General features: G+C 45.6%; 23 protein-coding genes. 17 read left to right on the top strand and 6 right to left on the bottom strand.

The window, feature by feature from the left end:
• Nucleotides 1–15 precede the first annotated feature (15 nt).
• Nucleotides 16–858: an AraC family ligand binding domain-containing protein gene (locus ACLU9Q_RS12185; protein ID WP_412625312.1), complete on the bottom strand. Its 843-nt coding sequence runs from the start codon at nt 856–858 to the stop codon at nt 16–18.
• A gap of 201 nt (nt 859–1,059) precedes the next feature.
• On the opposite strand from ACLU9Q_RS12185, the gene ACLU9Q_RS12180 reads away from it, so the two are divergent.
• Nucleotides 1,060–1,689 carry a sugar O-acetyltransferase gene (locus tag ACLU9Q_RS12180; protein WP_412625342.1) on the top strand — a complete coding sequence of 210 codons (630 nt, stop codon included), beginning with the start codon at nt 1,060–1,062 and terminating at the stop codon, nt 1,687–1,689.
• 124 nt (nt 1,690–1,813) lie between these two features.
• On the opposite strand, the gene ACLU9Q_RS12175 is transcribed toward ACLU9Q_RS12180, so the two are convergent.
• From ACLU9Q_RS12175 to ACLU9Q_RS12160, 4 genes are all read right to left on the bottom strand, one after another.
• Complete coding sequence (locus ACLU9Q_RS12175; protein ID WP_296832775.1) at nt 1,814–3,190, bottom strand: aminomethyl transferase family protein; 1,377 nt, start codon at nt 3,188–3,190, stop codon at nt 1,814–1,816.
• 68 nt (nt 3,191–3,258) lie between these two features.
• Nucleotides 3,259–3,729 carry a hypothetical protein gene (locus ACLU9Q_RS12170; protein ID WP_412625309.1) on the bottom strand — a complete coding sequence of 157 codons (471 nt, stop codon included), beginning with the start codon at nt 3,727–3,729 and terminating at the stop codon, nt 3,259–3,261.
• Nucleotides 3,730–3,923: 194 nt separating this feature from the next.
• On the bottom strand, nt 3,924–5,135 hold the full coding sequence (locus tag ACLU9Q_RS12165) for a PucR family transcriptional regulator (RefSeq protein ID WP_296832768.1): 1,212 nt from the start codon (nt 5,133–5,135) through the stop codon (nt 3,924–3,926).
• A gap of 22 nt (nt 5,136–5,157) precedes the next feature.
• The gene (locus ACLU9Q_RS12160; RefSeq protein ID WP_296832765.1) at nt 5,158–6,024 is read right to left on the bottom strand and encodes a LysR family transcriptional regulator; all 867 of its coding nucleotides are present in this window, start codon (nt 6,022–6,024) and stop codon (nt 5,158–5,160) included.
• Between the two features lie 135 nt (nt 6,025–6,159).
• Here ACLU9Q_RS12160 and ACLU9Q_RS12155 point away from each other — a divergent pair, with 135 nt between their 5' ends.
• The 12 genes from ACLU9Q_RS12155 to ACLU9Q_RS12100 all read left to right on the top strand — a co-directional run bounded on the left by ACLU9Q_RS12155 (nt 6,160) and on the right by ACLU9Q_RS12100 (nt 17,588).
• Nucleotides 6,160–7,329, top strand: a complete 1,170-nt coding sequence (locus ACLU9Q_RS12155) for an MFS transporter (RefSeq protein WP_298514043.1) — start codon at nt 6,160–6,162, stop codon at nt 7,327–7,329.
• A gap of 73 nt (nt 7,330–7,402) precedes the next feature.
• Entirely contained in the window at nt 7,403–7,732 is a 330-nt protein-coding gene (locus tag ACLU9Q_RS12150; RefSeq protein ID WP_296832759.1) for a hypothetical protein, read from the top strand.
• 22 nt (nt 7,733–7,754) lie between these two features.
• Nucleotides 7,755–8,219 (top strand): MarR family winged helix-turn-helix transcriptional regulator, encoded by a 465-nt coding sequence (locus ACLU9Q_RS12145; RefSeq protein ID WP_296832757.1) that lies wholly within the window; start codon nt 7,755–7,757, stop codon nt 8,217–8,219.
• Nucleotides 8,216–8,356, top strand: coding sequence for a hypothetical protein (locus tag ACLU9Q_RS12140; RefSeq protein WP_302591315.1), 141 nt, complete (start codon nt 8,216–8,218; stop codon nt 8,354–8,356). The genes ACLU9Q_RS12145 and ACLU9Q_RS12140 overlap by 4 nt, the downstream gene beginning before the upstream one ends.
• A gap of 20 nt (nt 8,357–8,376) precedes the next feature.
• Nucleotides 8,377–8,709: a HEAT repeat domain-containing protein gene (locus ACLU9Q_RS12135; RefSeq protein ID WP_302591317.1), complete on the top strand. Its 333-nt coding sequence runs from the start codon at nt 8,377–8,379 to the stop codon at nt 8,707–8,709.
• 223 nt (nt 8,710–8,932) lie between these two features.
• A complete protein-coding gene (locus ACLU9Q_RS12130; protein WP_412625305.1) occupies nt 8,933–10,360 on the top strand; it encodes a sensor histidine kinase in 1,428 nt (475 codons plus the stop codon).
• Nucleotides 10,360–11,046, top strand: coding sequence for a response regulator transcription factor (locus ACLU9Q_RS12125; RefSeq protein ID WP_296832746.1), 687 nt, complete (start codon nt 10,360–10,362; stop codon nt 11,044–11,046). Before ACLU9Q_RS12130 ends, ACLU9Q_RS12125 begins: the two co-directional genes overlap by 1 nt.
• A gap of 5 nt (nt 11,047–11,051) precedes the next feature.
• Nucleotides 11,052–11,915 carry an EamA family transporter gene (locus ACLU9Q_RS12120; RefSeq protein ID WP_296832742.1) on the top strand — a complete coding sequence of 288 codons (864 nt, stop codon included), beginning with the start codon at nt 11,052–11,054 and terminating at the stop codon, nt 11,913–11,915.
• A gap of 183 nt (nt 11,916–12,098) precedes the next feature.
• Nucleotides 12,099–14,414 (top strand): HAD-IC family P-type ATPase, encoded by a 2,316-nt coding sequence (locus ACLU9Q_RS12115; protein ID WP_412625303.1) that lies wholly within the window; start codon nt 12,099–12,101, stop codon nt 14,412–14,414.
• 31 nt (nt 14,415–14,445) lie between these two features.
• A complete protein-coding gene (locus ACLU9Q_RS12110; RefSeq protein ID WP_296832736.1) occupies nt 14,446–15,966 on the top strand; it encodes a sensor histidine kinase in 1,521 nt (506 codons plus the stop codon).
• Nucleotides 15,963–16,646, top strand: a complete 684-nt coding sequence (locus ACLU9Q_RS12105) for a response regulator transcription factor (RefSeq protein WP_296832733.1) — start codon at nt 15,963–15,965, stop codon at nt 16,644–16,646. The genes ACLU9Q_RS12110 and ACLU9Q_RS12105 overlap by 4 nt, the downstream gene beginning before the upstream one ends.
• A 651-nt stretch (nt 16,647–17,297) precedes the next feature.
• A complete protein-coding gene (locus ACLU9Q_RS12100; RefSeq protein WP_308594147.1) occupies nt 17,298–17,588 on the top strand; it encodes a hypothetical protein in 291 nt (96 codons plus the stop codon).
• A 273-nt stretch (nt 17,589–17,861) separates the two neighbouring features.
• Here the strand turns inward: ACLU9Q_RS12100 and ACLU9Q_RS12095 are convergent, their stop codons facing one another.
• Nucleotides 17,862–19,190 carry an MATE family efflux transporter gene (locus ACLU9Q_RS12095; protein WP_296832730.1) on the bottom strand — a complete coding sequence of 443 codons (1,329 nt, stop codon included), beginning with the start codon at nt 19,188–19,190 and terminating at the stop codon, nt 17,862–17,864.
• 397 nt (nt 19,191–19,587) lie between these two features.
• Between ACLU9Q_RS12095 and ACLU9Q_RS12090 the strand changes: the two genes are divergently transcribed.
• The 4 genes from ACLU9Q_RS12090 to ACLU9Q_RS12075 all read left to right on the top strand — a co-directional run bounded on the left by ACLU9Q_RS12090 (nt 19,588) and on the right by ACLU9Q_RS12075 (nt 23,961).
• Nucleotides 19,588–19,947, top strand: a complete 360-nt coding sequence (locus tag ACLU9Q_RS12090) for an ArsR/SmtB family transcription factor (protein ID WP_296832726.1) — start codon at nt 19,588–19,590, stop codon at nt 19,945–19,947.
• Nucleotides 19,944–20,804 (top strand): patatin family protein, encoded by an 861-nt coding sequence (locus ACLU9Q_RS12085; protein ID WP_308594145.1) that lies wholly within the window; start codon nt 19,944–19,946, stop codon nt 20,802–20,804. The genes ACLU9Q_RS12090 and ACLU9Q_RS12085 overlap by 4 nt, the downstream gene beginning before the upstream one ends.
• A gap of 2 nt (nt 20,805–20,806) precedes the next feature.
• Complete coding sequence (locus ACLU9Q_RS12080) at nt 20,807–21,472, top strand: nitroreductase family protein (RefSeq protein WP_296832723.1); 666 nt, start codon at nt 20,807–20,809, stop codon at nt 21,470–21,472.
• Between the two features lie 173 nt (nt 21,473–21,645).
• Nucleotides 21,646–23,961: an anaerobic ribonucleoside triphosphate reductase gene (locus ACLU9Q_RS12075; RefSeq protein ID WP_296832720.1), complete on the top strand. Its 2,316-nt coding sequence runs from the start codon at nt 21,646–21,648 to the stop codon at nt 23,959–23,961.
• Nucleotides 23,962–23,968 lie beyond the last annotated feature (7 nt).

Here is a 23,968-nt window from a genome sequence, read left to right as displayed (position 1 = left end):
TGGAATGGCTCTTACTTATATGCCGATAGGAAAAGGGGCGATGCCGGAGCTGATGGCTATGTCAGCGATGCTGCTATTTGAACCAAGCAGCGTGGAAAGGCTTTTCCGCAGCCTGAGCTTCGTGGTATAAGTAATAGGGGTATCGCGTAGATACTTTTTAAAGAGCAGGGAACATTTACTTTTGCAGCAGGCGCCGGACAGGGCGATATCTGCCAGAGTGATGTGCTCCATGTAGTGTTCCTCTATGTAGGCCATCATGTTTCGGAGGGAAGACAGGTCGGGAGATTCCGGTTTCCGTGTCTGGCTTCCAATATCGAGATTTTCATACAATATTTTCATGAGCATAAAATAATCTTCCATCAATTCAAAATAGGATAAAGGTTCTGTGGGGATTTTGCCAAAAGAATCATAAATCTCATCCAGTTTTTCCATGACGGACGCCATCCAGCCATTCCGGCTAAGATACAGGTAAGGGTATGCTGAATTTTCGGTGACAGGCTCAATATAGTTCTGGTAAAACCAATCGTTCACTTGCAATAATTCCGGGGAGAGCAGGATGCAGACAAATTCGCATTCGTTATGTTCCGCAGAAAAGCCATAGTGGAGCTGATAGCTGTTTACCATGATTCCGCTGCCTTTCTCCAGATCGATCAGCCGGCCGTTTACATTATAGGTCATAGTTCCCTTTTTTATCAGAATAAACTCCAGATCCTTGTGCCAGTGGCTGACGGAAGAATAGTCCGGATAGGAGGAAAGGAGTCCGTATACCACATAGGCGGGGAACAGAGGGTTATTATATGCAACCGTTTCAGAAGAATCTGAATTGAACACGGAGCAGTATTTTGTGTTGTTATACATAAGATCACCTCATAAATGGGAAATTGTTATATAAAAACGGAGAATGTTGAATGATTTTATTATAAAAACATGATATTGTAAAATAAAAGATATCAGGCGGCTGTTTCGTTTCTGTTTTTTCTTGCGGGAATATTATTTTAAAGACAGGCGGTTCGACAACCAGCCTGAAAATTAATGTATGGAGGATTAGTGAAAATGGATATGACAAACAGACAGCGCCGGGATGCAGGCCTGGCTTATATTTCGGATGATACGGTCTTTGAGGAACAGCTTGTATGCAGGAAAATCCTGCAGAAACTGAATTTTATGGATCGGTCGGATTTTGCAGGGATTAAGGAAACCGTGAAGGAGCTTTTCGGGAAATCTGAGGACGCTTTTGTGAACCCGCCGTTCTACTGCGATTATGGAAAACATATCGAGGTGGGAAAGAATTTCTTTGCAAATTATAACTGTACGCTTTTAGACGTGGCAAAGATCAGGATAGGCGATAACTGTCAGATGGCCCCCAATGTGGCAATCTACACGGCGGGGCATCCCATTCATCCGGTCAGCCGCAATTCGGCATATGAGTATGGCAAGGAAGTGACGGTAGGGGATAACGTATGGTTCGGGGGAAATACAGTGGTATGCCCCGGCGTACACATAGGAGACAACGTGGTGATCGGCGCCGGCAGCGTGGTGACAAGGGACATCCCGGACTGGTGTATCGCGGCAGGTAATCCATGCAGAGTTATTCGTAAGATTACGGAAGAGGACAGAAGGAAACTGTTTCATGACGAGGAGATAGACGGGGAGGCATGGCAGGATATCCTGGAGCGGATGGAATTTTAGACCGAGAGGGCGGCAGGAATTCCTGGGGTACCAGTGATAAGAAAACGACAGAGGATCAGCTTACCAATTAATTTCTGACGATACAGCCAGTCCGTATATTCTTTCGGGCTGGCTGTTCTTTCGGTTATTTATTGTATCTTGGAATCGTCTCTACGTCGAGTTTATTGTTTGGGTTTTCGTTAAAATACGGGAAACGTGCAACGGTAGCCCGGATCTTGATCTGTTTTGTCCCCGGTTCGCCCCAGAGAACGTATACTTCGGTTCCTTCTTTGCAGAAGGCGAGATCTAGCTGACACTGAGACACCATTTCATGATAGTATAAACTCATCATGCGGCCGCTGCTGACACCGATCATATTTCCATCTGCATCGAGCACCTTATCCTGGTGGATGGCTACACGGTAGTCTTTTGCAAGATCGTTTGGCTCGTCGATCGGGCAATACGGGTCATCGGTAAATTGGGAAGCATGGACCTTCAGGATATCTTCCGGATTCCATACAAGAGAAACCATATCGCGTTTCTGATTTTCTTTTATTTGTTCAAGAGCCTCCCGCCCCACGAAATCATGGTCAAATTTAACACAGAAGCCCCAGCCGAGAGAATACGGGTCGGTGTAGCCGCTTGCTTCTTTTCCGATACTTCCGCTGACATTTCCGGTATTGTCCGGGAAACCGGGGATGTCACAGGTAAAGTGATAGGAGGTCTGGGGGTATCCGCAAATGGTGTGTTCCATCATGTAGGTGTGCCATCCGAGACGGCGAATGCCAAATTCTTCTCCGGCACGGTAAATCAGGTCATATAATTCATAGGCATCTTCGGTGTCGCCATGCAGCTCGTAGGCCAGCGTCCCGGCCATACCCATTCTGGCGATGCGCACTTCTTTTCCATTGATGGTGGTATGACGGAATCTCATGAATTTAATATCGTGAAGATCTTCTCCGGTAACCTTCTCCAGCAATTCCAGACTTCTCGGCCCGCCGATCTGGAACAGGAATTTCTTACCGGTCAGGTCAATGCACTGCATATCATACTCAGAAGCTTCTGCCTGATAATAAGCGGCGAGGGACATCATAAAATATGTATCGTAACAATCTTCTGCTACTTTAAACATCATTCCGTGACAGGTAAGCTGTCCTTTTTCGTTACAGGTAAGCACGTGCTTTCCGGAACCTACCGGATATTTTGCAAAGCTGTTTGTGCAGTGTTTCTGGAGGAATTTTAAAGCGTCCGGTCCCTGGAAACGGAAATAGGGGGAGCAGCTTAAGCCTGCGTGGATGTATACAGATTTTTCCCAGGAGAGCTGCTCATCTCTCCAGCCGGTATATTCATAAGGCTGAACGTAAGGGGTAAAGAAGTTGTAAAACAGATGTTTTACATCCGCGTAAGGCGGTTCAAAAGGCGAATAGGAAATTTCTGAATTCTGCGGCATGGGAGCCATGACACAGCTATCCGTATATTTCTGATCGTTTTCAATGGGTTTCATAACATAATTTGCTGTCATATGATAGCCTCCTTATTGTGATTTTTTTGATATTGTTTGCGGAAAGTCCGCAGAACACACGTAAAAAATTAGATATGAATGGATTCGCTCCAGTCATCCTCATCATAGGAAATATCGTATCCGGAAGATTCAGTCCCCATACGGCCGCTGAGCATCTCATGGTATTGCTCGGTCAGGGATAATTCCTCATCCCGGTCTTCCGGCATCGGACTTTCGGTCAGGATACTTCCCAGGCGTTTCACCGGCGCCCACCAGTTGGTGGTACCGCGCTCTTCCCTGGGGACATCTTTTCTGCGCTTTTTCACAAGAAGCGCATCAATTTCCGGGTATTTTGCAATAGCGTTCATATCTTCCTGAAACTTAGTACCCACATATTCAAACGTCATCATAATAAATTCGTTCAGTTTAAAGTAATATTGATTCCGGATACCATGAATCCAGAGAATCTGCTGTGTTTCAAGGCTTGGGTTCAGCCATTTCCGGAGATATTCATCCCGCTTTTCAGGGACAATGTAAATCATTTCTGCAACTCGCTTCATGTTTCCTCCTTCTGAAAGACAAGCTTTCCTGTGTTTTTTGTTCGTTGATCGATAGATTTAATATAGCAATGCTGCGAGACAATTTCATCGGGCAAACATCAGAAAACACACACCCGGTTTTGGAAATTTTTCCAACACCGGGTGGTACAGGCAGGATTCTGTTTTTGAACGGGGATAAACATTCCATGTTTCTGTTAATGATTGAGGAGCTGCAGGATTTTTAAGGACAACTGCAGGGAAAAGCAGGTTTCTTCGTCTGATAAGGACAGAGAAAATTTCTCCTCCAGCTTGGAGATCCGGTAATACATGGAATTCTTATGGACACAGGCCAGCTTTGCAGTTTTATTAATATTTTTTCCGCATTTTAAGTATAATTCCAGATCGTTCAGATATTCTGTGTGGTGCTGGCGGTCGTAAGCTTGCATTTCCAGGATGGCGGGATTGCAGAGATAGCGCAGATCCATCTCCTTTTCTGCAAGCAGGAGAATCTGGTAGACAGAGAGGCGGCGGTATAGGCAGAGCCGATCCTCCAGATTCAGAATTTCTGCAATCCTGACTGCATTTTGCGCCTGTTCATAATAAATTTTTAAATCCAACAGGTCAGGGATGGGATTGCTGATCCCAATTTTATAGTCAATATTTGCTCCATAGCTGGCAAGGCTTTTTTCAAGAAGATGATTTTTCAGTATCGTTTCAGGAACCAGGAGTACGATATGGTCTTTATATACGATACTCAGGGAGTGATGCAGGTTCTGCATCAGATATTCCCGGATATAAAACGTTACAGCCTGCACCATAGGGCTTTTAAAGCTTATTATGGCAAGAAGCATATGGGTAAAGGCGGGCAGCTCCAGACATTTGAGACGCATTTCCAGCTCGCTTTTATCCGTGAGGACTCCTTCCAGCAGATCTGCCAGCAGAGTATAATAGGGAATCTGAAAGGGCGTGGATAAGCCTCTGTACAGCATCTCATAGGAAACGACCTTGCAAAAAAGGATTAGAAGATCTTTATCCTGTTCTTCAAAAGGCCTGCGGCATCCATATACACAAATGTGTCCGAGGGGCTGTGCACCGTCCCGTACTCTGGCCGCTAAAAAGGGAAAATCAGCAAAAGGATATTTCCCGATGCGAGGCTTGTCGGAAGAATATATTTTGGAGAAGTCACCGGTACGCATAATCTGTGAAATCTGTTCCGGGATACTGTAGCTGCGGCTTTTCATATGTTCCCAGAAATCATCATAAACGGAATCGTGGTCACTATAACATATGATTTTATATCCCAGATCGCAGACGAATACAGGGTTCCCAAAAAGTTCTGCGGCTGTATCGACAATGTATTGCATACCACATCGGTCAATTAATGCTTTCATTAGTTTTGCTTCTTTTTGTTCATAATTTTTATCCATGATAATCCTCCTGATCCCTTTCTTACCTGGAAAACATTTTTAAAAACTTGTCTAATGCGGAATTCGTATGCCGCTTGTGGTAGAAAATACCGAATGAGAGTTCTATATCTTCTGAAAGAGGTACAACAACATATTCCGGAGATTTCAATGTTAATATTTGAGGAAGTACTGCAATTCCAAAACCTGACGAGGCCAGACAATGTGCAATTTCGAGACTATTGCAGTAAAAAATCTTATCCGCAGAGTGATGTTCTGCCAACTGTTTCTGAAAGACAGAAATAGAGAGCGGTGCGTTAAGCGGATTACAGGCAATGATCGTCGTATTTTCCAGATCGCTCAAAGCAATGGAGTCTTTCCCGGCAAAAGGATGTGTGGCAGACATCAGACATATTAACTTGTCTTTTTGCAATTCTATAAAATGGATGCCGGATTTTTTTGGCATATTTTCCTTGTAATAGAAAAGGACATCTATTTTATCCTCAAGAAAAAGATTTAATATAATTTTGTAGCCAGGGCATTCAATATCCGGGCGTATGTCTGGATATGCAGAATGAAATTTTGTCAGGATCGGCGCTAAGTAAAAAAGTGCAGCAGGATTACTCATCCCGATCCGGATGGACTGAGAATTGACATACTGTCTTTGCACACGGGAAACAGCAGCCTGTGATTTCATGACGATATCTTTGGCATCCTTATAAAAAGATATGCCGGAAGGCGTAAGCTCTACGTGCCGGGTAGAACGGACAAAAAGAGTTACGCCAAGTTCGTGTTCCAGTGCGTTGATCTGTTTTGTAACAGCCGGCTGAGAAATATACAGAGCTTCTGCGGCTCTTGCAAAACTTAAATTTTCGGCAACAAGAATGAAGCATTTTAAATTATCTATCGTCATTTAATTTCCTCATTTTAATAACGGTTTGTTATGAATAATAACATATTTTCAATTAAAGGTACAGTAGAAAGCTGATATAATCATTAAATAAAAAAGGAGGAAGTGGATGTAAAAATTCAGGCATCCCGAAAGCATATGGAAAAAATATGGAATAAAAAATTTGTATTGCTTTTTATTACGAACCTGTTGATGATGGCTACCTTTTATGCCTCTGTACCTATTTTGCCGATTTACTGTCAGGAGAATGGGATCACCGGCTCCAGAATTGGTATCGTCTTAACGGCAATGTCGGTAACCACGGTATTATTCAGGCCATTTGCGGGCTATATATTGGATAATTTTAATCGTTATCATGTTTATATGCTGTTTCTGGCTCTGTTTTGTCTGCCGTTTTTAGGGTTTGCTGCATTTCCTGTTTATGGAGTGCTGGTGCTGCTTCGTTTGTACATGGGCGTTGTTTATTCCGTCTGTGGTTCTGCGACGACAACATTGGCCGGAGATGTACTTCCGCCAAGCATGGCGGGAAAAGGGGTAAACCGGTTTGCGCTCACTATTTCGCTGGGGATGGCGGCTGGTCCGTTTATCGGTATCCAGGTCCAGAACCATTTAAGCAGTAAAGCATCTTTTGTTGTTTTATTTGTTTTAACAGTAATTGCTCTGATCTGTGTATCGTTCTGCAGGATCGAATATCCGAAGGTAGAACGTAAGAAATTTGTTCTGGCAGATGCATTTTATAAACCGGCGTTACCGTTCATGTTCAATATGATGTTTATCATGATCCCATTTGGGGCAGTGATCGCATATTCATCCATTTTTGCACAGGAAAAGGGATTGTCTTCGGTGATCCCGTATTTCTATATCTTCCTGGTGGCAGGAATGCTAATTTCAAAATTTTCCACACAGAAGATGATTGATGCCGGTAAGCATAAAATTCTTGTCGTGTTAAGCTTAGTGATCTTGTTTTTCACAATGGCGAGTTATTTCTTTATGGATAGTGGAGTTCATTTGCTTTTAGCCGGATTTTTATTAGGTCTTGGTTATGGTATTCTTCAGCCTTTATTCCAGTCATTTGTAACCGGAACAACACCGGCGCCAAAACGAGGCACAGCAAATGCTACTTATCTGCTTTCCTATGATATTGGTATCGGTATCGGTTCCTTTGTAATGGGAATATTTCAGGAAGGTATCGGCTTATCAACTGGATTTGCGCTCACAGCAGCAGCATATATTATCGGCGGCATTATCTATGCAGTATACGTTGACCGTTACTATGCAAAATTAATTCGGCAGAAAAAAATCGCCTGAAAATAAAAAATCATACTGGTAATCAATGAGGGAAATGATAAAGGGAAGACTGCAATTTTGCAGATAGAAAGAGATGATAAAACTGCCTTATTATAGAAAAATATTATGTGCTTTAGAGAATTATTTTGCAGAAGAAGATTGGAAAAATAAGTTTCTGACCGGCGGATGCTATTGGCTTGCCAATATATTGCATCAGAGAATTAAGGATTCTGTAATAATGATTAATCGGATCGAAGAACACTGTGCACTGTATTTCGAGAATGGTCTATATGACGTGCGCGGACGTATATCTGCCAGAAATTTTCATGCTGCATCTGAGCGTGAAATCAGTTTTATGAAGAAAAACTATATTCCAAAGTTTGATCAGGAGCAATTGGAAAAATTTATTAGAAGCGCGGTTTAAATACGGTACAGGAGGTGGAAAAATGCCGCAAAAACAATATGCGAACTCAGTTTTGAGGCTGGCAAATCAGATCCGCAGGGAATTTAATCTGATCACAGATAAAAACGGAACGCAGACGCGCATTCTTTATTTCCTTTTTAGTAACGATTTAGGCAGGAAAATTTATCAAAAGGATATAGAAGAAGCGTTGAATGTAAAGAGCGCAAGCCTTTCCTTACAGCTAAAAAAGTTAGAAAAGAGGAATATGATCGCCCGCAAAAAGGTTTCCGGCGACGATCGGTTAAAGGAGGTATGCCTGACCCCGGCGGGCAATGCATTAAAGGATAAGATCAATGAAGAGGTTCAGTTGCTGGAGGATACATTGACTGCGGGGATCAGTGAAAGCGATCTGACCATATTTGGGAATGTCGTGTGGAAAATGCTGGAGAATATATCATTAGATGGATGTTCCGGAAGATGGAATAAACAAGAGGAGGAAAAACAATGAACAATCAGGAAAAAGTTAAGTTACTGGAGAAAAGGCTTCATGATCTTGAAGCAAACGGGAAAGAAAACTTCGGTGTGCAGAGAAGGATTCGCAGAGATATACGGAATCTGCAAAGAAAGACGGCGCAGGAAAAATAAAAATAGAAAGGACAATAACTATGGGTAAATTGGAAAAAGTGCAGAAATATGTAAGAAAAGGAAATGCAGATAAACTTGCTGCGTTAGCCGGCGATAAAGATAAAGAGATTCGTATGGCAGCGATTGAAGGGCTTGGAGAGATAAACAGTAATGAAAGGGCATTAAATACTTTGGTGGGTTTGTTGGAAGATGACGATGCGGATATCCGCAGAGCGGTTGTTGCTGCATTGGGAAAATCAGAGGGAAGCTATGTGGAAACACAATTGCGGTATTGCCTTTCGCATGAGAAGGATGAAAGGGTGTTGGAGACTGCAAAGGAATCGCTGGCAAGAATGAAAGAGAAAAAGAGTTAAAGTGATATCGCCTGCCTGAATGGTGCGCTCGGTTTAGAATGACCGGGCGCATATTTTATTTCCGCGAGCAATGAGCCAGGCGAAAATCGTTACGCGGGCTGATGAAAGCAGGAAGGAACTGGCCGATCAGTGGTTATAGAAGAAAAAAACAGTATAGTTTATCAGGAGTTTATAATTTTTCGTTTCATATGTGTTATACTGATCCTTAAAAGGCGGTGACACTATGACGGTTAAGAAGAGGCTGTTTTGGTCTAATATTTTAATGATTCTGGTTCCGGTAATTGCGACGGTACTCATCGGGGTCCTTTGTATGGGATTTATCTGGTTTGCCCTGATTCACGGCATGGGGATCGGGATTCACGATCAGGATGAATTTGAAGTAGCCTGTACAGCGATTTCCGAAGGGGTAAAAGAGAGCCTGGAGAATGGATCCGATTTCTCTTCTATTCAGGCGATTCTGGAAAAGAACCAGCTGACGCTCAGGGTTGATTCTGAGACGGAGTCTGTATATACTTATGGAGAGGAAGAGTCCGATGACAGTGCATTATATGCAGCCGCAGATTTATTGGACAATCAGGCAACCATTGCGAAAAACGGACGTATGCTGTATGCGCGTCAGATTACAGCAGATGGAATTTCTTATACGATTTACCTGACGGGAGGGTACTATAACACGCGTTCATATGCCGATTTAAAAACGGCGGTCGTTCTGGCGGCAATTTTGATCCTGTTTACCATTTTTGCCTCTATTTTATTTACCAATCGATTTTTGACGAAATTTGTATGGAAACGGATCGAAGAGCCGCTGGATATTCTGGTAAATGGTGTGCATGAACTGCGGGACGGAAATCTGGATTATCGTATCACATATGAGAGGCAGGATGAATTTTTACCGGTCTGCCAGGATTTCAATGAGATGGCAGGCAGGCTGAAAGAAATGGTACAGCGGATCCAGCAGCAGGAACGCAGCAGAAAGGAATTGATTGCCGGCATTTCCCATGATATCCGTACTCCTTTGACTTCTATTCAGGCATATGTGGAAGGGCTTCTGGACGGCATTGCAAAGACGCCGGAAGCGGAGCGCAGGTATCTGGAAACAATTAAAACAAAGGCAAAGGATCTGGATCATATTGTTTCCCAACTGTTCCTGTTTTCCAAAATGGAGCTGGGAGAGTACCCGAAGGACTTGCGCGAGCTGCGTCTGAACGAGGTGATGGAAGATATTGTGCTTCCCAGACAGGAAGAATACCGTCAGAAGGGGCTTTCCATTACGATGGATCTGGAAGAGGTTTCTCTGAAGGCAGACCCGGTCCAGTTTCAGCGGATCACGACGAATATTTTGGAGAACAGTTTAAAATATAAAGTGAAGGAGCAGGGAAATCTCCAAATATCGCTGCACCGGAAGGAAAGTGGCTTTTATTTGTCGTTTGCTGATGACGGACCGGGAGTTCCGGAAGAATCTCTTCCTCATTTGTTTGAAGTCTTTTACCGCAGCGATCCGTCCAGACAAAATCCGCATCAGGGCAGCGGTCTTGGCCTGGCGATCGTGGCGGCGGCGGCAGAACAGATGGGCGGAAGTATCCGGGCGCTTCCCTCCCGTATGGGTGGCCTGGAGATACAAATTGAATTTGAAGGTAAGGAGGAAGCCTGATGGATAAGATATTGATTATTGAAGATGATGAAGCGATTGCCGCCATTGAACGGGACTATCTTGAAATTGATGGTTTTCAGGTTGAAATTGCAGCGGATGGCGTAACCGGTTTAAAGCGGGGACTCAGTGGGGAGTTTAATCTGATCCTTTTGGATCTGATGCTTCCGGGAATGGATGGGTTTGCCGTGTGCCGGAAGCTTCGCGAAAAGCTGAACATTCCAATTTTGATGGTGACGGCCAGACAGGAGGATATTGACAAGATCCGGGGGCTTGGCCTGGGAGCCGACGATTATATAGAAAAGCCCTTCTCGCCGGGGGTTCTGGTGGCCAGAGTAAAAGCGAACCTGGCGCAGTACCGCAGGCTTTCAGAGCCGCAGAAGACACCCTCAGAGATTGCTCTGGGCGGAATCCGGCTGAATACCGGAACGCACCGGGTATTTGTGGACGGAAAAGAGGTAGAACTGAAAAACAAGGAATATGAACTGTTGCTTTTTCTGATGCTGAATGTGGACATGGTGTTTGACAGGGAAACTCTGTACGAAAAAGTATGGGGGCTGGAAGCCATGGGAGAAAACGCGACCGTTGCGGTGCATATCAACCGGCTCAGGGAGAAATTGGAGAAAGACCCGGCAAATCCCCGTTATATTGAAACCGTGTGGGGCGCAGGGTATCGGTTTAGGGGGTGAGACGTATGTGGATTGCTTTTGCGTTTGGTTCCGCGTTCTTTGCGGGAGTGACTTCAATTCTGGCAAAATGTGGCATTCGAAAAACGGATTCCACGGTTGCCACCGCGATCCGCACCATTGTGGTGCTGATCTTTTCCTGGCTAATGGTGTTTGTGGCAGGTTCCCAGAATCAGATCAGGGCGATTGACGGGAAAACGCTTCTGTTTCTTGTGCTGTCCGGTCTGGCTACCGGGGCTTCCTGGCTGTGCTATTTCAAAGCGCTGCAGATGGGGGATATCAACAAGGTGGTACCCATTGATAAGTCCAGCACGATTTTAACCATACTCCTGGCATTCCTGTTTCTTCAGGAACCGATCAGCCTGCCAAAAGCGATCGGTGTTGTACTGATTGCCATTGGTACATTTATGATGATTGAAAAGAAGGATGTGAGCGTCCGGCAGACAAAGAGCGGAAACTGGCTTCTTTATGCCGTCGGCTCCGCAGTATTCGCCAGTCTGACCTCTATTCTCGGAAAAGTGGGAATTTCCGGTGTGGAATCCAATCTGGGTACGGCTATTCGCACCGGCGTGGTACTGGTTATGGCGTGGGTGATGGTGTTTGCCACAGGGAAACAGCATATGCTCCGCGAAATACCGAAAGGAGAGCTTGGCTTTATCTGCCTGTCCGGCATTGCGACAGGCGCGTCATGGCTCTGCTACTATAAAGCGCTCCAGGATGGCCTTGCCAGTGTAGTGGCGCCCATCGACAAGCTGAGCATCCTCGTGACGGTGGCCTTTTCTTATATCGTGTTTCACGAAAAGCTGTCTAAGAAATCCGCCATTGGTCTTGTGGGCATTGTGGCCGGGACGCTGATTATGCTTATTCCATAGATTCTTTATTATATTTTATATGTAAAAGTCCGTATTTCCTTATGTCTTCCATTTGGGAATACGGACTTTTTTTGCAGGGAAGCCGCTAGTTTATATGGAGTTTAAGTCTGTTTTCTCTGTGGTTTATAACCGTGAGGTATTCTTTAACCGTAAAGTGAAGCGTTAAGAATGGAGGAAATCAGGATGGAAACGAAAATCACAGGTTTGACAGAGGCAGAGGCCAGGGAGAGAAAGCAGCGGGAGCTAAATGGTGTGCCCCGCCGCTCCATTACAAAATCAACCGGGCAGATCATCCGGGAAAATGTGTTTACCCTGTTTAATCTGCTCAATTTTTCAATCGCCGTACTTTTATTGTTTGCAAAGGCATATTCCAATATGCTGTTCATTGCGATTATTATTCTGAATATTGTGATCGGCATTGCACAGGAACTGAAAGCAAAAAAGCTGGTAGATGAATTATCGCTGTTAAACCGTCCCCAGGTAACGGTGCTGCGGGACGGAAGAGAAAAAAATGTTTTAGCGGAGGATATCGTCAGGGACGATGTGATGATGCTGGATAGCGGCAGACAGATCTGCAGTGATGCGGTGGTATTGTCGGGAAGTCTGGAGGTAAACGAATCGCTGCTGACCGGGGAGAGCGACGCCGTAGTGAAGGAGCCGGGAGATAAGCTTCTTTCCGGAAGCTCCGTGATTTCGGGAAAGTGCTATGCGCGGGTGACCCATGCGGGAAGCGAAAGCTATATCGGGAAGCTTGCGGATGAGGTGAAATCGGAGAAGGAAACGGGAAGCGAGCTGCTTGCTTCCATGCGGAAGGTTACCAGATTCACAAGCTTTTTAATTCTGCCTCTTGGCATTTTATTATTTATCGAAGCGTTTCTGCTTCGGAGCGGCTCTTTTGACACGGCAGTGGTGTCTACGGCGGCGGCCCTTTTGGGAATGCTCCCGAAAGGTCTGGTTCTCCTGATCTCCGTATCGCTGGCAAACGGCGTGATCCGCCTTTCCAAAAAGAAAATTCTGATACAGAATATCTATTCACTGGAAACGCTTGCCCATGTGGATGTATTATGCCTGGATAAAACAGGAACGCTGACGGACGGAAACATGAAAGTACGGAGCGTATCCTATCTGGGCGCTTTTCATGGGGAAGAAAGCCCTGGGAAAGAGGAGGCGGAAAGGCTGCTTCGTTCTTATCTGGCGGTAAGCGACGACAATAATGCAACCATACAGGCGCTGAAAGCAGAATGGAAACCGGAACAGATCGTGGCACCAGCCGGAAAGCTGCCGTTCTCTTCGAAACGGAAGTGGGGCGCCGTCAGCTTTGGGACAGCCGGAACCATATACGTCGGAGCGCCGGAGAGAATTTTAGGCCGCTGTCCGAAGGCAGTGGACGGGGCGTTGAATCAGGGCTGCCGGGTGCTCGCCATTGGATACAGTAAGCAGGGCTGGACAGAAGGCGAATCTTTGCCGCCGGATATCCTGCCTCTGTACATCGTAACTCTGGAGGACAATATCCGGAAAAACGTGGGCGAAACGCTGAGCTATTTTTACAGGGAGGGCGTGGCAGTCAAGGTAATTTCCGGCGACCATGTGAAGACGGTATCCATGGTGGTAAAGAAAGCCGGGCTAAAGCACTGGGAGAAAGCAGTGGACATGTCCGCATTGGGAGAGAATATCGACTATGACCGGATCTGTGAAGAATATGATGTATTTGCCAGAGTGACGCCGAAGCAGAAGCAGGAGCTGGTAGCCGCTCTGAAGAGGAAAGGGCATCATGTGGCAATGACAGGCGATGGTGTCAACGACCTGCTGGCGCTTCGGACGGCGGACTGCTCCATTGCGGTGGCGGAAGGAAGCGACGCCAGCCGCCAGATTTCGCAGATCGTTTTATTGGAATCGGATTTTACCCATCTGCCCCAGGTGGTGATGGAAGGACGGAAGGTTGTAAACAACGTGACAAGAACAGCAGGGGTATTCTTTATTAAGACCATTTATTCCCTCTTGTTATCCCTGATCTGTCTGGTCGGAAATATTCCATTCCCGTTTATCCCGATCCAGATCACGCTTATTGATGCGGCGATGGAGGCGTATCCGTCCTTCCTGACGATCTTTGAAGCCGATACCAGGAGGATTCAGGGGAGCTTTTTGAAGAAAGCAATTGGGAATGCGCTGCCCTTTGCGCTGACAGCTACAAGCATGATGATGTTTGTCGCCCTGTTCCTTCCCCTGCCCGCCGCGCAAAAGCAGACGATGATGTACTTTCTCCTGATTCTGACGACGATGGCCGCCGTAATAAAAAGCTGCATACCGTTTACTGCTCTGCGCATCTTTATCTGTGTAACAATGGTGATCGGGACGTTCGCAGCTCTATGGCTGTTCCCGACTCTTTTGGAGATCACGGCGCTTTCGCCCATGCTTCTGGCGCTCACTGCGCTGATTTTTGGAATGGGTCTTGTAATATTGATTCTTATATTTCAGGCAAAACAGATGATGGAGACATAAACCAAAAGTATCTGAGAGTAAGGAGGGAGCTATGACGATCCAAAAGAAGATCGTATTATCCAATTTAATCATGGTGTTTGTTCCTATCCTGCTGGCCTTCGTTTTCGTACTCCTATGGATTCAGACTGCGGGACAGAAATACTGGAAGCCTTTGGAGGAAATGTATGAGGACAGAAATGGCGTCCTGTCTGCGCAAAATATCATTTACGCATATCAGGAAGAATTATGGGCGACCAACTGGGCAGAAATCGAAGGCGATGAGGAAGGAAAAGAGGCGGATGAACCGGACGCCATTCAGCTGATGCAGACGCCTAAAATGACAGAGCTCAGGCAGGAACTGGCGAGAATGAATTATCATTTTGCGGTTTCCATTGATGGAGAAACCGTGTATTCCAATTTGACAGAAAGCGAGATACAGGAAATCCGACAGATTGGAGGAGACGTTTTATCCGAAGCAGACTCGGTTACGTTGAATGATGGAAAGAATTCTGTGATTAAAAGCAGCTTCCGGGAAGATGATGAAACCTGCGCTATCCTTGCTTTCAATGACGGAATGGCAGGCAGCCGGATGGGGAAGAGCTATCTGCAAAAGTATGTCATTCCCTATCTGTGGGGTTTTTTGGCGTTGCTGCTTGGAATTATTGTTCTTGTGAACTTTCTTTGCTCCCGATGGCTAAAAATGCTTCTTCTCCCTTCCGTAAAGAACCTGAGAGCGGGGGCAAAGCGGGTAAGGGAAGGAAATCTGGATGAGGATATTCCGGTATACCGGCAGGATGAGCTGGGAGAAGTATGCAGCGAATTTAATGAAATGCAGCGGTATCTGAAGGAATCAGCCGAAGAACGGGTACGGTATGAAAGCGGCAGAAAAGAACTGATTTCCGGTATTTCCCACGATCTGCGGACGCCGCTCACGACGATTAAGGGTTACGTTTCCGGCCTGCTGGATGGAATCGCCGACACAGAAGAACAGAGAGAGCAATATCTGAAAGCCATTCAGGTGCGGGCGCTGGATATGGAAACCCTGCTTAACCATCTGTCTGCTTACAATAAACAGTGGAATCCGGAATTTATCTATCATATGGAGCGGACAGATCTTGCTTCGTACATCGGGAACTATCTGCGGGAAAACGCGGCTTATGTCAAAGAAAATGCGATTCAGATATCCTTTGAGATAGAAGGAGAAAATCTTCAGATCTGTCTGGATTCCCAGGAATTTAAACGGATTTTGGACAATCTGTTTTCCAATACGGTACGGTACCGGGAAAAGGCGCACAGCCAGATCAGTATTCGGATAGAACGTGAAGACGTTTTTGTAAGCCTGACCGTTACAGACGATGGCCCCGGCGTACCGGATGAGGCTGTACGAAACATATTTGACAGCTTCTACCGGCTGGACGGTTCCCGGACAAAGTGTTCGGAAGGAAGCGGACTGGGGCTGGCGATCGTAAAACAGATTGTAACGGCGCACAGGGGGATCGTTTATGCGCAGAGCCATCATGGGCTTTCTATTATCATGAAATTTCCGGCGGCGGATCAGGAGGCGGACAAATGACAAGGATTTTAATTATTGAAGACGATGCTTTGATCGCAAAGCTGGAAAAGGACTATTTTCGTGCGGAGGGGTGGGACGCAGATTGTGCAGAGGACGGTTTTCAGGCTCTATGCCAGTTTGAAAAGCAGGAGTATCAGGCAGTTATACTGGATCTGATGCTGCCGGGAAAAGACGGCTATGAAATTTGCCGGGAAATCCGCAGGAAATCAAAGGTTCCAATTATTATGGTAACGGCCCGGAAGGAAGAAATTGATACGATCCTTGGGCTTGGCCTGGGAGCAGATGATTATGTCGTAAAACCGTTCAGTCCTCCGGAACTGGTGGCAAGAGTCAAAGCGCACATTCATATCCATGAATTGTTTGAAGAAAAAACAGAAAGCTGCATTCAGGTGAAAAACCTGAAAATTTATCCGGACGCCTACCGGGTGTACAAGGATGACCGGGAGGTGGATCTGACAAGCCGAGAATTTGAACTGCTTTTATTTTTGGCTCAGAATCCGAATATTGTTTTTTCTAAGGAAAAGCTTTTTGACCGGGTATGGGGTATGGATGCGGTGGGAGATATGGCCACTGTTGCCGTACATATCAATAAGCTTCGGGAGAAAATAGAAGATCATCCGGCCGCCCCCAAACTGATCCAGACAGTATGGGGCGTCGGTTATCGGTTTCAGATTATATAATAGCGGGAACCTATAACCTGATCAACAATGCGGCCGTGATGGTAGAGAGGGGGCTTGGCTGCGCTGTTTGTTTCCATCTTGGGCTAGAAGTATGATAATCTGCGGTTTGTGCCGCTGTCGCCTGCGGTAGAAACTTTAGAATAGGTATTAGACATGAAGAAATGAAGAATGTTATATTGCAGATGTCCGGAAGGGCATCTATTTTTTTAATAAAATTATTTTACGGACAGGGGTAATAAATCGTCTATGACAATTCAGGAAGCAAGTGAGCGGTACCAGTGAGGAATATCTTGGGCGGGCGCTGAAAAAGAATATCGCCCGTGACAAGGAATGTTTTTGACCCACTTTAGAAAGAAGAGAAGTCAGCCGGAGAAGGGCTGCTGGAACTGGTATGGATGAAGAGGCGGTAAAGCATGTGTTTGATAAGTTTTAATATTATTCAAACAAAATTTAAGCAAAAAATAAATATAAACCCGATAGAATACACCCATAGTAAACGAAAGGAGGGTATTAGCAGTGTAAAAAATGGTACCCGTGATCGTTGCTCTGGCGGCGATTGCTGGAATTACAATTACAGTAGTCAGCCGGCTGCAGGATAGATAGAAGTGCAGACAGAAAAAGCAATGAAAAATCAGAACAGGAGGATTTGCCATGACAGAATATAGAATGAAAACAGGAAAAATCGGAGAAAAGGTTGTGAAAACAGCAACATCCGCATATAAGAAAATTGAAGATTCGGTAGTCGGCGGATATAAGAAGATTGAAGATTCGGCAGTTGGCGGATATAAGAAGATTGAGGATACAGTAGTTGGCGGATATAAGAAAATCGAGAATGCGTTTGTAGATACTTTTTTAGAAAAAGTAGAAGATGAAAAAGCTGTAGGCCCGGAGGAACAGGCGGACGGAGAAAGTGCTCGATGTGCAGAAGAATCCGCAGAATAGGACGGATTCTGTAGCTATTTGCAAATGCAGAGTGTCTGGTGTGGGGAACAGAAGGGCCAGAAACTATCGCAGAAGCGGTACGGACAGGAGATATAACAAACCTGGCGGGATGATGCCTCTATTGAATGTTTCTGTACGTGGATTCGTTGGTGCGGCCGTGTCCCGTAAGAAAATTAAACGGATATTTAGAAAAAGTGTATGCTCTGCCAGCACATGGCGGTGCTGACAGAGTGTATTCAGTTTCCGGATCTGATCCTGGTAATCCGTTGTCGATCAGGAGTTTGGAAGCTGGCTTGTATATTGTTTTATTTTAATAATGACAAATATAGCTACTACCAATTCTGTAATTGGCATGGCAAACCAGATCGCGTCTGCTCCTGCGACAGCAGGCAGCAGATAAATGAGACATCCGCTGATCACTGCCCCTCTTGCAACTGACACAAGGAAAGAAGTGCGTGGTTTCATCAGCGCCTGGAAATAGTAGGTCGAAAAAATATTAAGCGGCAGCAGGAGAAAGCTGATACCATAGCTGCGGATAATTCCCGGAGCAATCGCGAGTATTTCGTCTGTCGGAGTCATAAAAATGCGGATGAACAGGTTGGGGACAAGCTCCGCAAGCGCTGTCCAGATCAAACCAAATACGGCTGCCGTTCCTAATGCGTATTTTAAGATCTGACTGATCCGTTTTCCTTTACCGGCGCCGAAATTCGTTGAAATGATCGGCTGGGATGCCTGCCCGATGCTGTAGGCACAGCACTGGACAAAGGTGCTGATATTGATAATAATGCCATAAACAGACAAAGCATTTGTTCCGAGATATTTCAAAATCTGCCGGTTAAAAAGCATGGTCAGGATCCCCATTGCCACGTCAATAAAAAACGTGGAAAAACCGGTCACACTGATGGTCTTTAACCTGAAAAACAATCTTGTTGGTTTTTCTAACCGCAGTGTGTTTCGTTTGCTGCCAAAATGGGTCAGCATAATCAAAAGAGAAAATACGGAACCCATAGCAGTAGCAAGACCGGCGCCCATGATCCCCATATCCAGGGTGAATACGAAGAAATAATCGCCGAACACATTGAAGATCCCGCCGAACAGGACTGCTTTGGTTGCCAGTCCCGGATTACCGTCATTGCGGAGAAATGCTGCCATCAACTGTGTAAATAAAAAACTTGGCACCACAAATTTTACCGGGAACAGATAGCTCTTTGCTAAGGGAAGTAAGGTTTCTTCCGCTCCGAATAATTTTAATAAGCCGGTATCAAAGAAAATAATGCTGATCCAGGTAATGGCGGCAAGGATCACAACTCCGATTAAAGCAGCGGTAAAATACTCGTTCGATTCTTTCCGGTTGCTTTCTGATCTGCCCCGCAAGGTGGAAAAAAGCACGGAGCCGCCGATCCCCATCAGGAGACCTAAGCTGTATATGATATTCCAGATGGGAGCGACAACGGCAAGTGCCGCTGTACCGTTCGGTCCCTGGTACTGGCCGACCATCGCCATATCGACGACGCCATAAATGGACGAGATCAGCGCGCTGCCAAAGGCTGCCGTCAGATACTTAAAATACATAGGCTTGATTTTACTTGTGAGAAAATCCATACTGTGTCCTCCTTAAAATAAAATTTACGCCCGGTTATTGCTTCTATAACCGAGCGCACTCGACATCTTTTTCGTTCCTGTGGCTGCGGCCACGAAACCTCCGATGACAATTCTTTAAAATTACTCAGAGTAACAAAAAAGCCGGATAAAGTCTTACAGGCATCGCAGCCTGTTGCCTTATCCAGCTTATCACTTCTAAAGAATGATATGCCCTCCGAGCAAGCGCCTTTATCATACAGTATGGAATCGGATTTGTCAATCTGAAAATCTGAAAAAATTTTTTATGGTCTCGATTTTCTTTACCATTAAGATTTTTTCAGGGAAATATGGTAGAATGGTTTAAGCAAACAGAATAAGTATTATAACTTGAGAAAACAGGAGCAAGGAGGTCGGGCTCATGGCGTCGCACAGAGAAGAAGTCAATCGTCTGGCGGAGGAATTTGAAAGCTGCCAAAAAATTTTAATAGCGCTTGGCGACGAAAACCGCCAGCATCTCATGTTGGAAATGATGCGAATGGAGCACTGCGGAGGGATCCGGGTCGGAACGATTACAGAAAAAACAAATCTCTCCCGCCCTGCCGTATCTCATCATTTGCAAATATTAAAAGATGTCGGCATTTTGAAAGTGCGCAGGGAAGGAACAAAAAATTATTATTACTTTGATGCGGATATGGAGGCAATGAACAGACTAATACAAATGCTCCAACACGCAAGAAATATTATGGACCAGTTGCCAGATTGGAGTAGTGATAAATGATGAAGACAGGAGTGATTGATGTCGGCGGTGGTCTGCGCGGCGTGTATGCCGCCGGAGTTTTTGATTATTGCATGGATCAAAAAATTCAATTTGATCTTGGCATCGGTGTTTCGGCAGGCAGCGCCAATGTGGCATCCTACATAGCAGGGCAGAAAAAAAGAAATTATGCGTTTTATACAGATTATCCTTTCCGGCGGGAGTATATGAGCCTTCGAAATTTTCTTTTTAAAAAGTCCTATTTGGATCTGGATTATATTTATGGGAAATTAAGCAATACCGGCGGGGAAAATCCGTTGGATTATCGGGCAATAACGAGCAGCCCCATAGAATTTCTGGCGGTTGCTACGGATGCCAAAACCGGTCAGGCGAAATATTTTGATAAAAGTGATCTGAGGCAGGATGATTACAGCGTTCTAAAGGCGTCCTCTGCGATTCCATTTGTATGTCATCCCTATGAGGTGAATGGTGTGTCGTATTATGACGGCGCCCTGAGTGACCCCGTGCCGATACAAAAGGCGTTTGCGTCAGGCTGTGACCGGGCGGTGTTGATTCTGACCAAGCCGAGGGATATCCCGCGGACGCCGGGAAAGGACAACTTCTTTGCAGACAGGATACAGCGAAAATATCCGCTGGCGGCTGAAAGGCTGCGAAAACGGGCTGAACAGTATAATTCTGGAGTGGCAAAGGCGATAGAATATGAGGCTCGCGGGCAAGCTCTTATTATTGCTCCGGATAATACCTGTGGTGTGGATACGCTGACAAAGGATCAGGATGCCTTAAAGCGGTTTTATGAAAAGGGATATCAGGATGCAAGGGCCATTAGAGGCTTTCTTAATAACGATGAATGTGAGGTATGAATATGAACTTGACAGAAGCAATGAAAGCACGTCACAGTGTTCGCCAGTACAAAAGTACTCCGATAGGAGCAGAAACGCTTTTGGCTCTCCAGACGGAGATGAAAGCCTGCAATCGGGAAAGTGGGCTGCATATTCAGCTTGTGACCAATGAGCCGAAAGCCTTTGCCGGGTTTATGGCGCATTATGGAAAATTCAGCGGTGTCACAAACTATATCGCTATGATTGGAAAGAAGGGACCTGGGCTTGATGAAAAATGTGGTTATTATGGGGAGCGGATGGTTCTGAAAGCGCAGCAGCTCGGACTAAACACCTGCTGGGTCGCAATGACCTACAGCAAGATTAAAACAGCATTTGAGATCGGGCAAGGCGAAAAGCTTTGTATTGTCATCGCTTTGGGATATGGCGAAACGCAGGGAGTGGAACACAAGTCAAAATCGCTTTCTGAGGTAACAAAGGTAACCGGTTCCATGCCAGATTGGTTCAAAAAAGGTGCAGAGGCAGCTTTGCTTGCGCCTACCGCAATGAATCAGCAAAAGTTTCTGCTCACTCAGAACGGCAATCAGGTGTCATTGAAGGCGGGAGTTGGATTTTACACAAAGATTGATCTGGGAATTGTGAAATACCATTTTGAAGTTGGAGCAGGAAAAGATACCTTTCAATGGGTATGAATAAAATACCACCTGCGAAATTATTTTTCACATAAGTTTTTTCATGAAGCTGCCTGTGAATCCGATGATGCAAAATAGATAATTTGTCCTCTTGCATTTATATGGCATCAATGATACTATATATAGTGCGCGGCAGAAATGTAGACACAAAGTATTGTTTCGGAGGTAGCAGCATGTTGGAAAATTTTGCTCAGAATCCTGGTACTATCAGGAAACGTGATGGCAGACCGGTGGTTTTTGACAGGAATAAGATTGAAAATGCGATTCGCAAGGCAAATGATGCGGCAAAGGTGGAAGCGATTTCCCCATATCAGTTTGAAAAGCTGGTGGATGAGGTGATTTCTTCTATCCCTGCGGGAGAGGTGCCGGAAGTAGAGCAGGTGCAGGATCTGGTGGAGGAGCGTCTGATTGCCAATGGATTTGCGAAAACGGCAAAGGCATATATTCTTTATCGTGCGGAACACAGCAAAGTCCGCAAGACAGAGGCGGACCTGGTACAGATTTACCGGGAGCTGACGTTTGTCAGTGCGGCAGAGGCAGACAGGAAGCGTGAAAATGCCAATATTGACGCGGATACAGCTATGGGAACCATGCTGAAATATGGTTCGGAGGGCTCAAACTATTTTGTTGACAATTATATACTCCCTAAAGATATTGCGGCAGCACATATCAATGGGGATATCCATATCCATGACAAGGATTTTTATATGCTGACAGAAACCTGCTGTCAGATTGATCTGATCAAATTATTCAAGGACGGATTTTCTACCGGGCATGGTTTTGTACGCTCCCCAAAATCGATCGCCAGTTATGCGGCGCTGGCCTGTATTGCGATTCAGGCGAACCAGAATGAGATGCATGGCGGTCAGTCGATCCCCAATTTTGACTATGCAATGGCAGACGGGGTAGCATGTACCTTCCGTAAAGAATATTATGATGCGCTGCAGCGATATTTTTGGCTGGAATACCAGTGTGAGACGGCGTTGGGGGACGAGTTTCGCACTGCGCTCAAAGAAGCATTGTCTGAGAACCTTGACATGGCTAATATCGATGACTATGAGCGCCCGTTTATAAACTGGATGATGAGCAGAGGAAAGAATCTGCTGGGAATCGAAGTGACAGAAGAGGCGGCGCGCAGGGGACACAAAACCTCTGTACAAATTGCCATGAAAGAGACAGATATGCTTACCTATCAGGCAATGGAGTCTTTGATTCACAATCTGAATACGATGAACTCCAGAGCAGGCGCACAGGTGCCTTTCAGCTCCATCAACTATGGAACCTGCACAAGACCAGAAGCCCGGATGGCAATCCGCAACCTGCTCAATGCCACCTATAAGGGTCTGGGGACAGGGGAAACGGCAATCTTTCCGGTGCAGATTTTTAAGGTAAAGGATGGGATCAATTTTCAACCGGGTGATCCGAATTATGATTTATTCCGCCTTGCCATTAAGACCTCCGCAAAGAGACTTTTTCCGAATTTCAGCTTTATTGACGCGCCGTTTAATCTGCAATATTATAAAGAAGGCGACTATAACACAGAAGTCGGATATATGGGCTGCCGTACCCGTGTCATGGGCAACCGCTACAATCCGGAAAAAGAAGTGACTTGCGGGAGAGGAAATTTAAGCTTTACCTCAATTAATCTTCCGAGGCTGGGGATTCAGGCGAAAGGCGATATTCAGGCGTTCTATGACAGGCTGGACAAAATGCTGGAGCTTTGCAGCAGGCAGCTGCTTCATCGATTTAGTATCCAGAGCAGCAAAACGGTGCGGAACTATCCGTTTTTGATGGGGCAGGGTATCTGGATAGATTCTGAAGGCCTTAGCGTTGACGATAAGGTGGGCGAGGTTTTGCGGAACGGAACCTTAAGCATCGGTTTTATCGGCCTGGCGGAAGCATTGGTGGCTTTGACGGGCAAACATCATGGAGAAAGCGAAGAGAGTCGGAAACTTGGGTACGAGATCATTTCTCACATGAGGGAGTTTGTGGATAAAAAGTCGGAGGAATACAAACTGAACTTTACGTTACTGGCGACTCCGGCAGAAGGGCTTTCCGGAAGATTTGTGCGGATAGACAGGCAGAGGTTCGGCAGTATTCCGGGCGTTACGGACAGAGAGTATTATACCAACTCTTTCCATATACCGGTTTATTACCCGATCAGCGCATTTGAAAAGATCCGGGTCGAGGCGCCCTATCATGCCCTGACAAATGCAGGGCATATCAGCTATGTGGAATTGGATGGAGATACGGCAAAGAATCCGGAGGCATTTGAATCTGTAATCCGATATATGAAAGAGTGCGGTATCGGCTACGGTTCTGTTAATCATCCGGTGGACAGAGACCCGGTCTGCGGATATACAGGCGTAATTGACGATGTGTGCCCGCGGTGCGGACGCCGGGAAGGCGAAGCAGTGTCACTGGACAGATTGAATGAGCTTCGCAAGAAATATCCGGATATTCCCGTATATTTTGACCCAAATCATTGAACGCAAA

It is taken from the genome of Marvinbryantia sp., from assembly GCF_047017445.1.
Classification (GTDB): domain Bacteria; phylum Bacillota; class Clostridia; order Lachnospirales; family Lachnospiraceae; genus Marvinbryantia.
This window is presented reverse-complemented; position numbering and strand designations above follow the sequence as displayed.

Bases quoted from the DNA above. Each gene is read 5' to 3' on its own strand.
- ACLU9Q_RS12185 (WP_412625312.1), bottom strand. From the start codon at position 858: ATGTATAACAACACAAAATACTGCTCCGTGTTCAATTCAGATTCTTCT.
- ACLU9Q_RS12180 (WP_412625342.1), top strand. From the start codon at position 1,060: ATGACAAACAGACAGCGCCGGGATGCAGGCCTGGCTTATATTTCGGAT.
- ACLU9Q_RS12175 (WP_296832775.1), bottom strand. From the start codon at position 3,190: ATGACAGCAAATTATGTTATGAAACCCATTGAAAACGATCAGAAATAT.
- ACLU9Q_RS12170 (WP_412625309.1), bottom strand. From the start codon at position 3,729: ATGAAGCGAGTTGCAGAAATGATTTACATTGTCCCTGAAAAGCGGGAT.
- ACLU9Q_RS12165 (WP_296832768.1), bottom strand. From the start codon at position 5,135: ATGGATAAAAATTATGAACAAAAAGAAGCAAAACTAATGAAAGCATTA.
- ACLU9Q_RS12160 (WP_296832765.1), bottom strand. From the start codon at position 6,024: ATGACGATAGATAATTTAAAATGCTTCATTCTTGTTGCCGAAAATTTA.
- ACLU9Q_RS12155 (WP_298514043.1), top strand. From the start codon at position 6,160: ATGGAAAAAATATGGAATAAAAAATTTGTATTGCTTTTTATTACGAAC.
- ACLU9Q_RS12150 (WP_296832759.1), top strand. From the start codon at position 7,403: ATGATAAAACTGCCTTATTATAGAAAAATATTATGTGCTTTAGAGAAT.
- ACLU9Q_RS12145 (WP_296832757.1), top strand. From the start codon at position 7,755: ATGCCGCAAAAACAATATGCGAACTCAGTTTTGAGGCTGGCAAATCAG.
- ACLU9Q_RS12140 (WP_302591315.1), top strand. From the start codon at position 8,216: ATGAACAATCAGGAAAAAGTTAAGTTACTGGAGAAAAGGCTTCATGAT.
- ACLU9Q_RS12135 (WP_302591317.1), top strand. From the start codon at position 8,377: ATGGGTAAATTGGAAAAAGTGCAGAAATATGTAAGAAAAGGAAATGCA.
- ACLU9Q_RS12130 (WP_412625305.1), top strand. From the start codon at position 8,933: ATGACGGTTAAGAAGAGGCTGTTTTGGTCTAATATTTTAATGATTCTG.
- ACLU9Q_RS12125 (WP_296832746.1), top strand. From the start codon at position 10,360: ATGGATAAGATATTGATTATTGAAGATGATGAAGCGATTGCCGCCATT.
- ACLU9Q_RS12120 (WP_296832742.1), top strand. From the start codon at position 11,052: ATGTGGATTGCTTTTGCGTTTGGTTCCGCGTTCTTTGCGGGAGTGACT.
- ACLU9Q_RS12115 (WP_412625303.1), top strand. From the start codon at position 12,099: ATGGAAACGAAAATCACAGGTTTGACAGAGGCAGAGGCCAGGGAGAGA.
- ACLU9Q_RS12110 (WP_296832736.1), top strand. From the start codon at position 14,446: ATGACGATCCAAAAGAAGATCGTATTATCCAATTTAATCATGGTGTTT.
- ACLU9Q_RS12105 (WP_296832733.1), top strand. From the start codon at position 15,963: ATGACAAGGATTTTAATTATTGAAGACGATGCTTTGATCGCAAAGCTG.
- ACLU9Q_RS12100 (WP_308594147.1), top strand. From the start codon at position 17,298: ATGACAGAATATAGAATGAAAACAGGAAAAATCGGAGAAAAGGTTGTG.
- ACLU9Q_RS12095 (WP_296832730.1), bottom strand. From the start codon at position 19,190: ATGGATTTTCTCACAAGTAAAATCAAGCCTATGTATTTTAAGTATCTG.
- ACLU9Q_RS12090 (WP_296832726.1), top strand. From the start codon at position 19,588: ATGGCGTCGCACAGAGAAGAAGTCAATCGTCTGGCGGAGGAATTTGAA.
- ACLU9Q_RS12085 (WP_308594145.1), top strand. From the start codon at position 19,944: ATGATGAAGACAGGAGTGATTGATGTCGGCGGTGGTCTGCGCGGCGTG.
- ACLU9Q_RS12080 (WP_296832723.1), top strand. From the start codon at position 20,807: ATGAACTTGACAGAAGCAATGAAAGCACGTCACAGTGTTCGCCAGTAC.
- ACLU9Q_RS12075 (WP_296832720.1), top strand. From the start codon at position 21,646: ATGTTGGAAAATTTTGCTCAGAATCCTGGTACTATCAGGAAACGTGAT.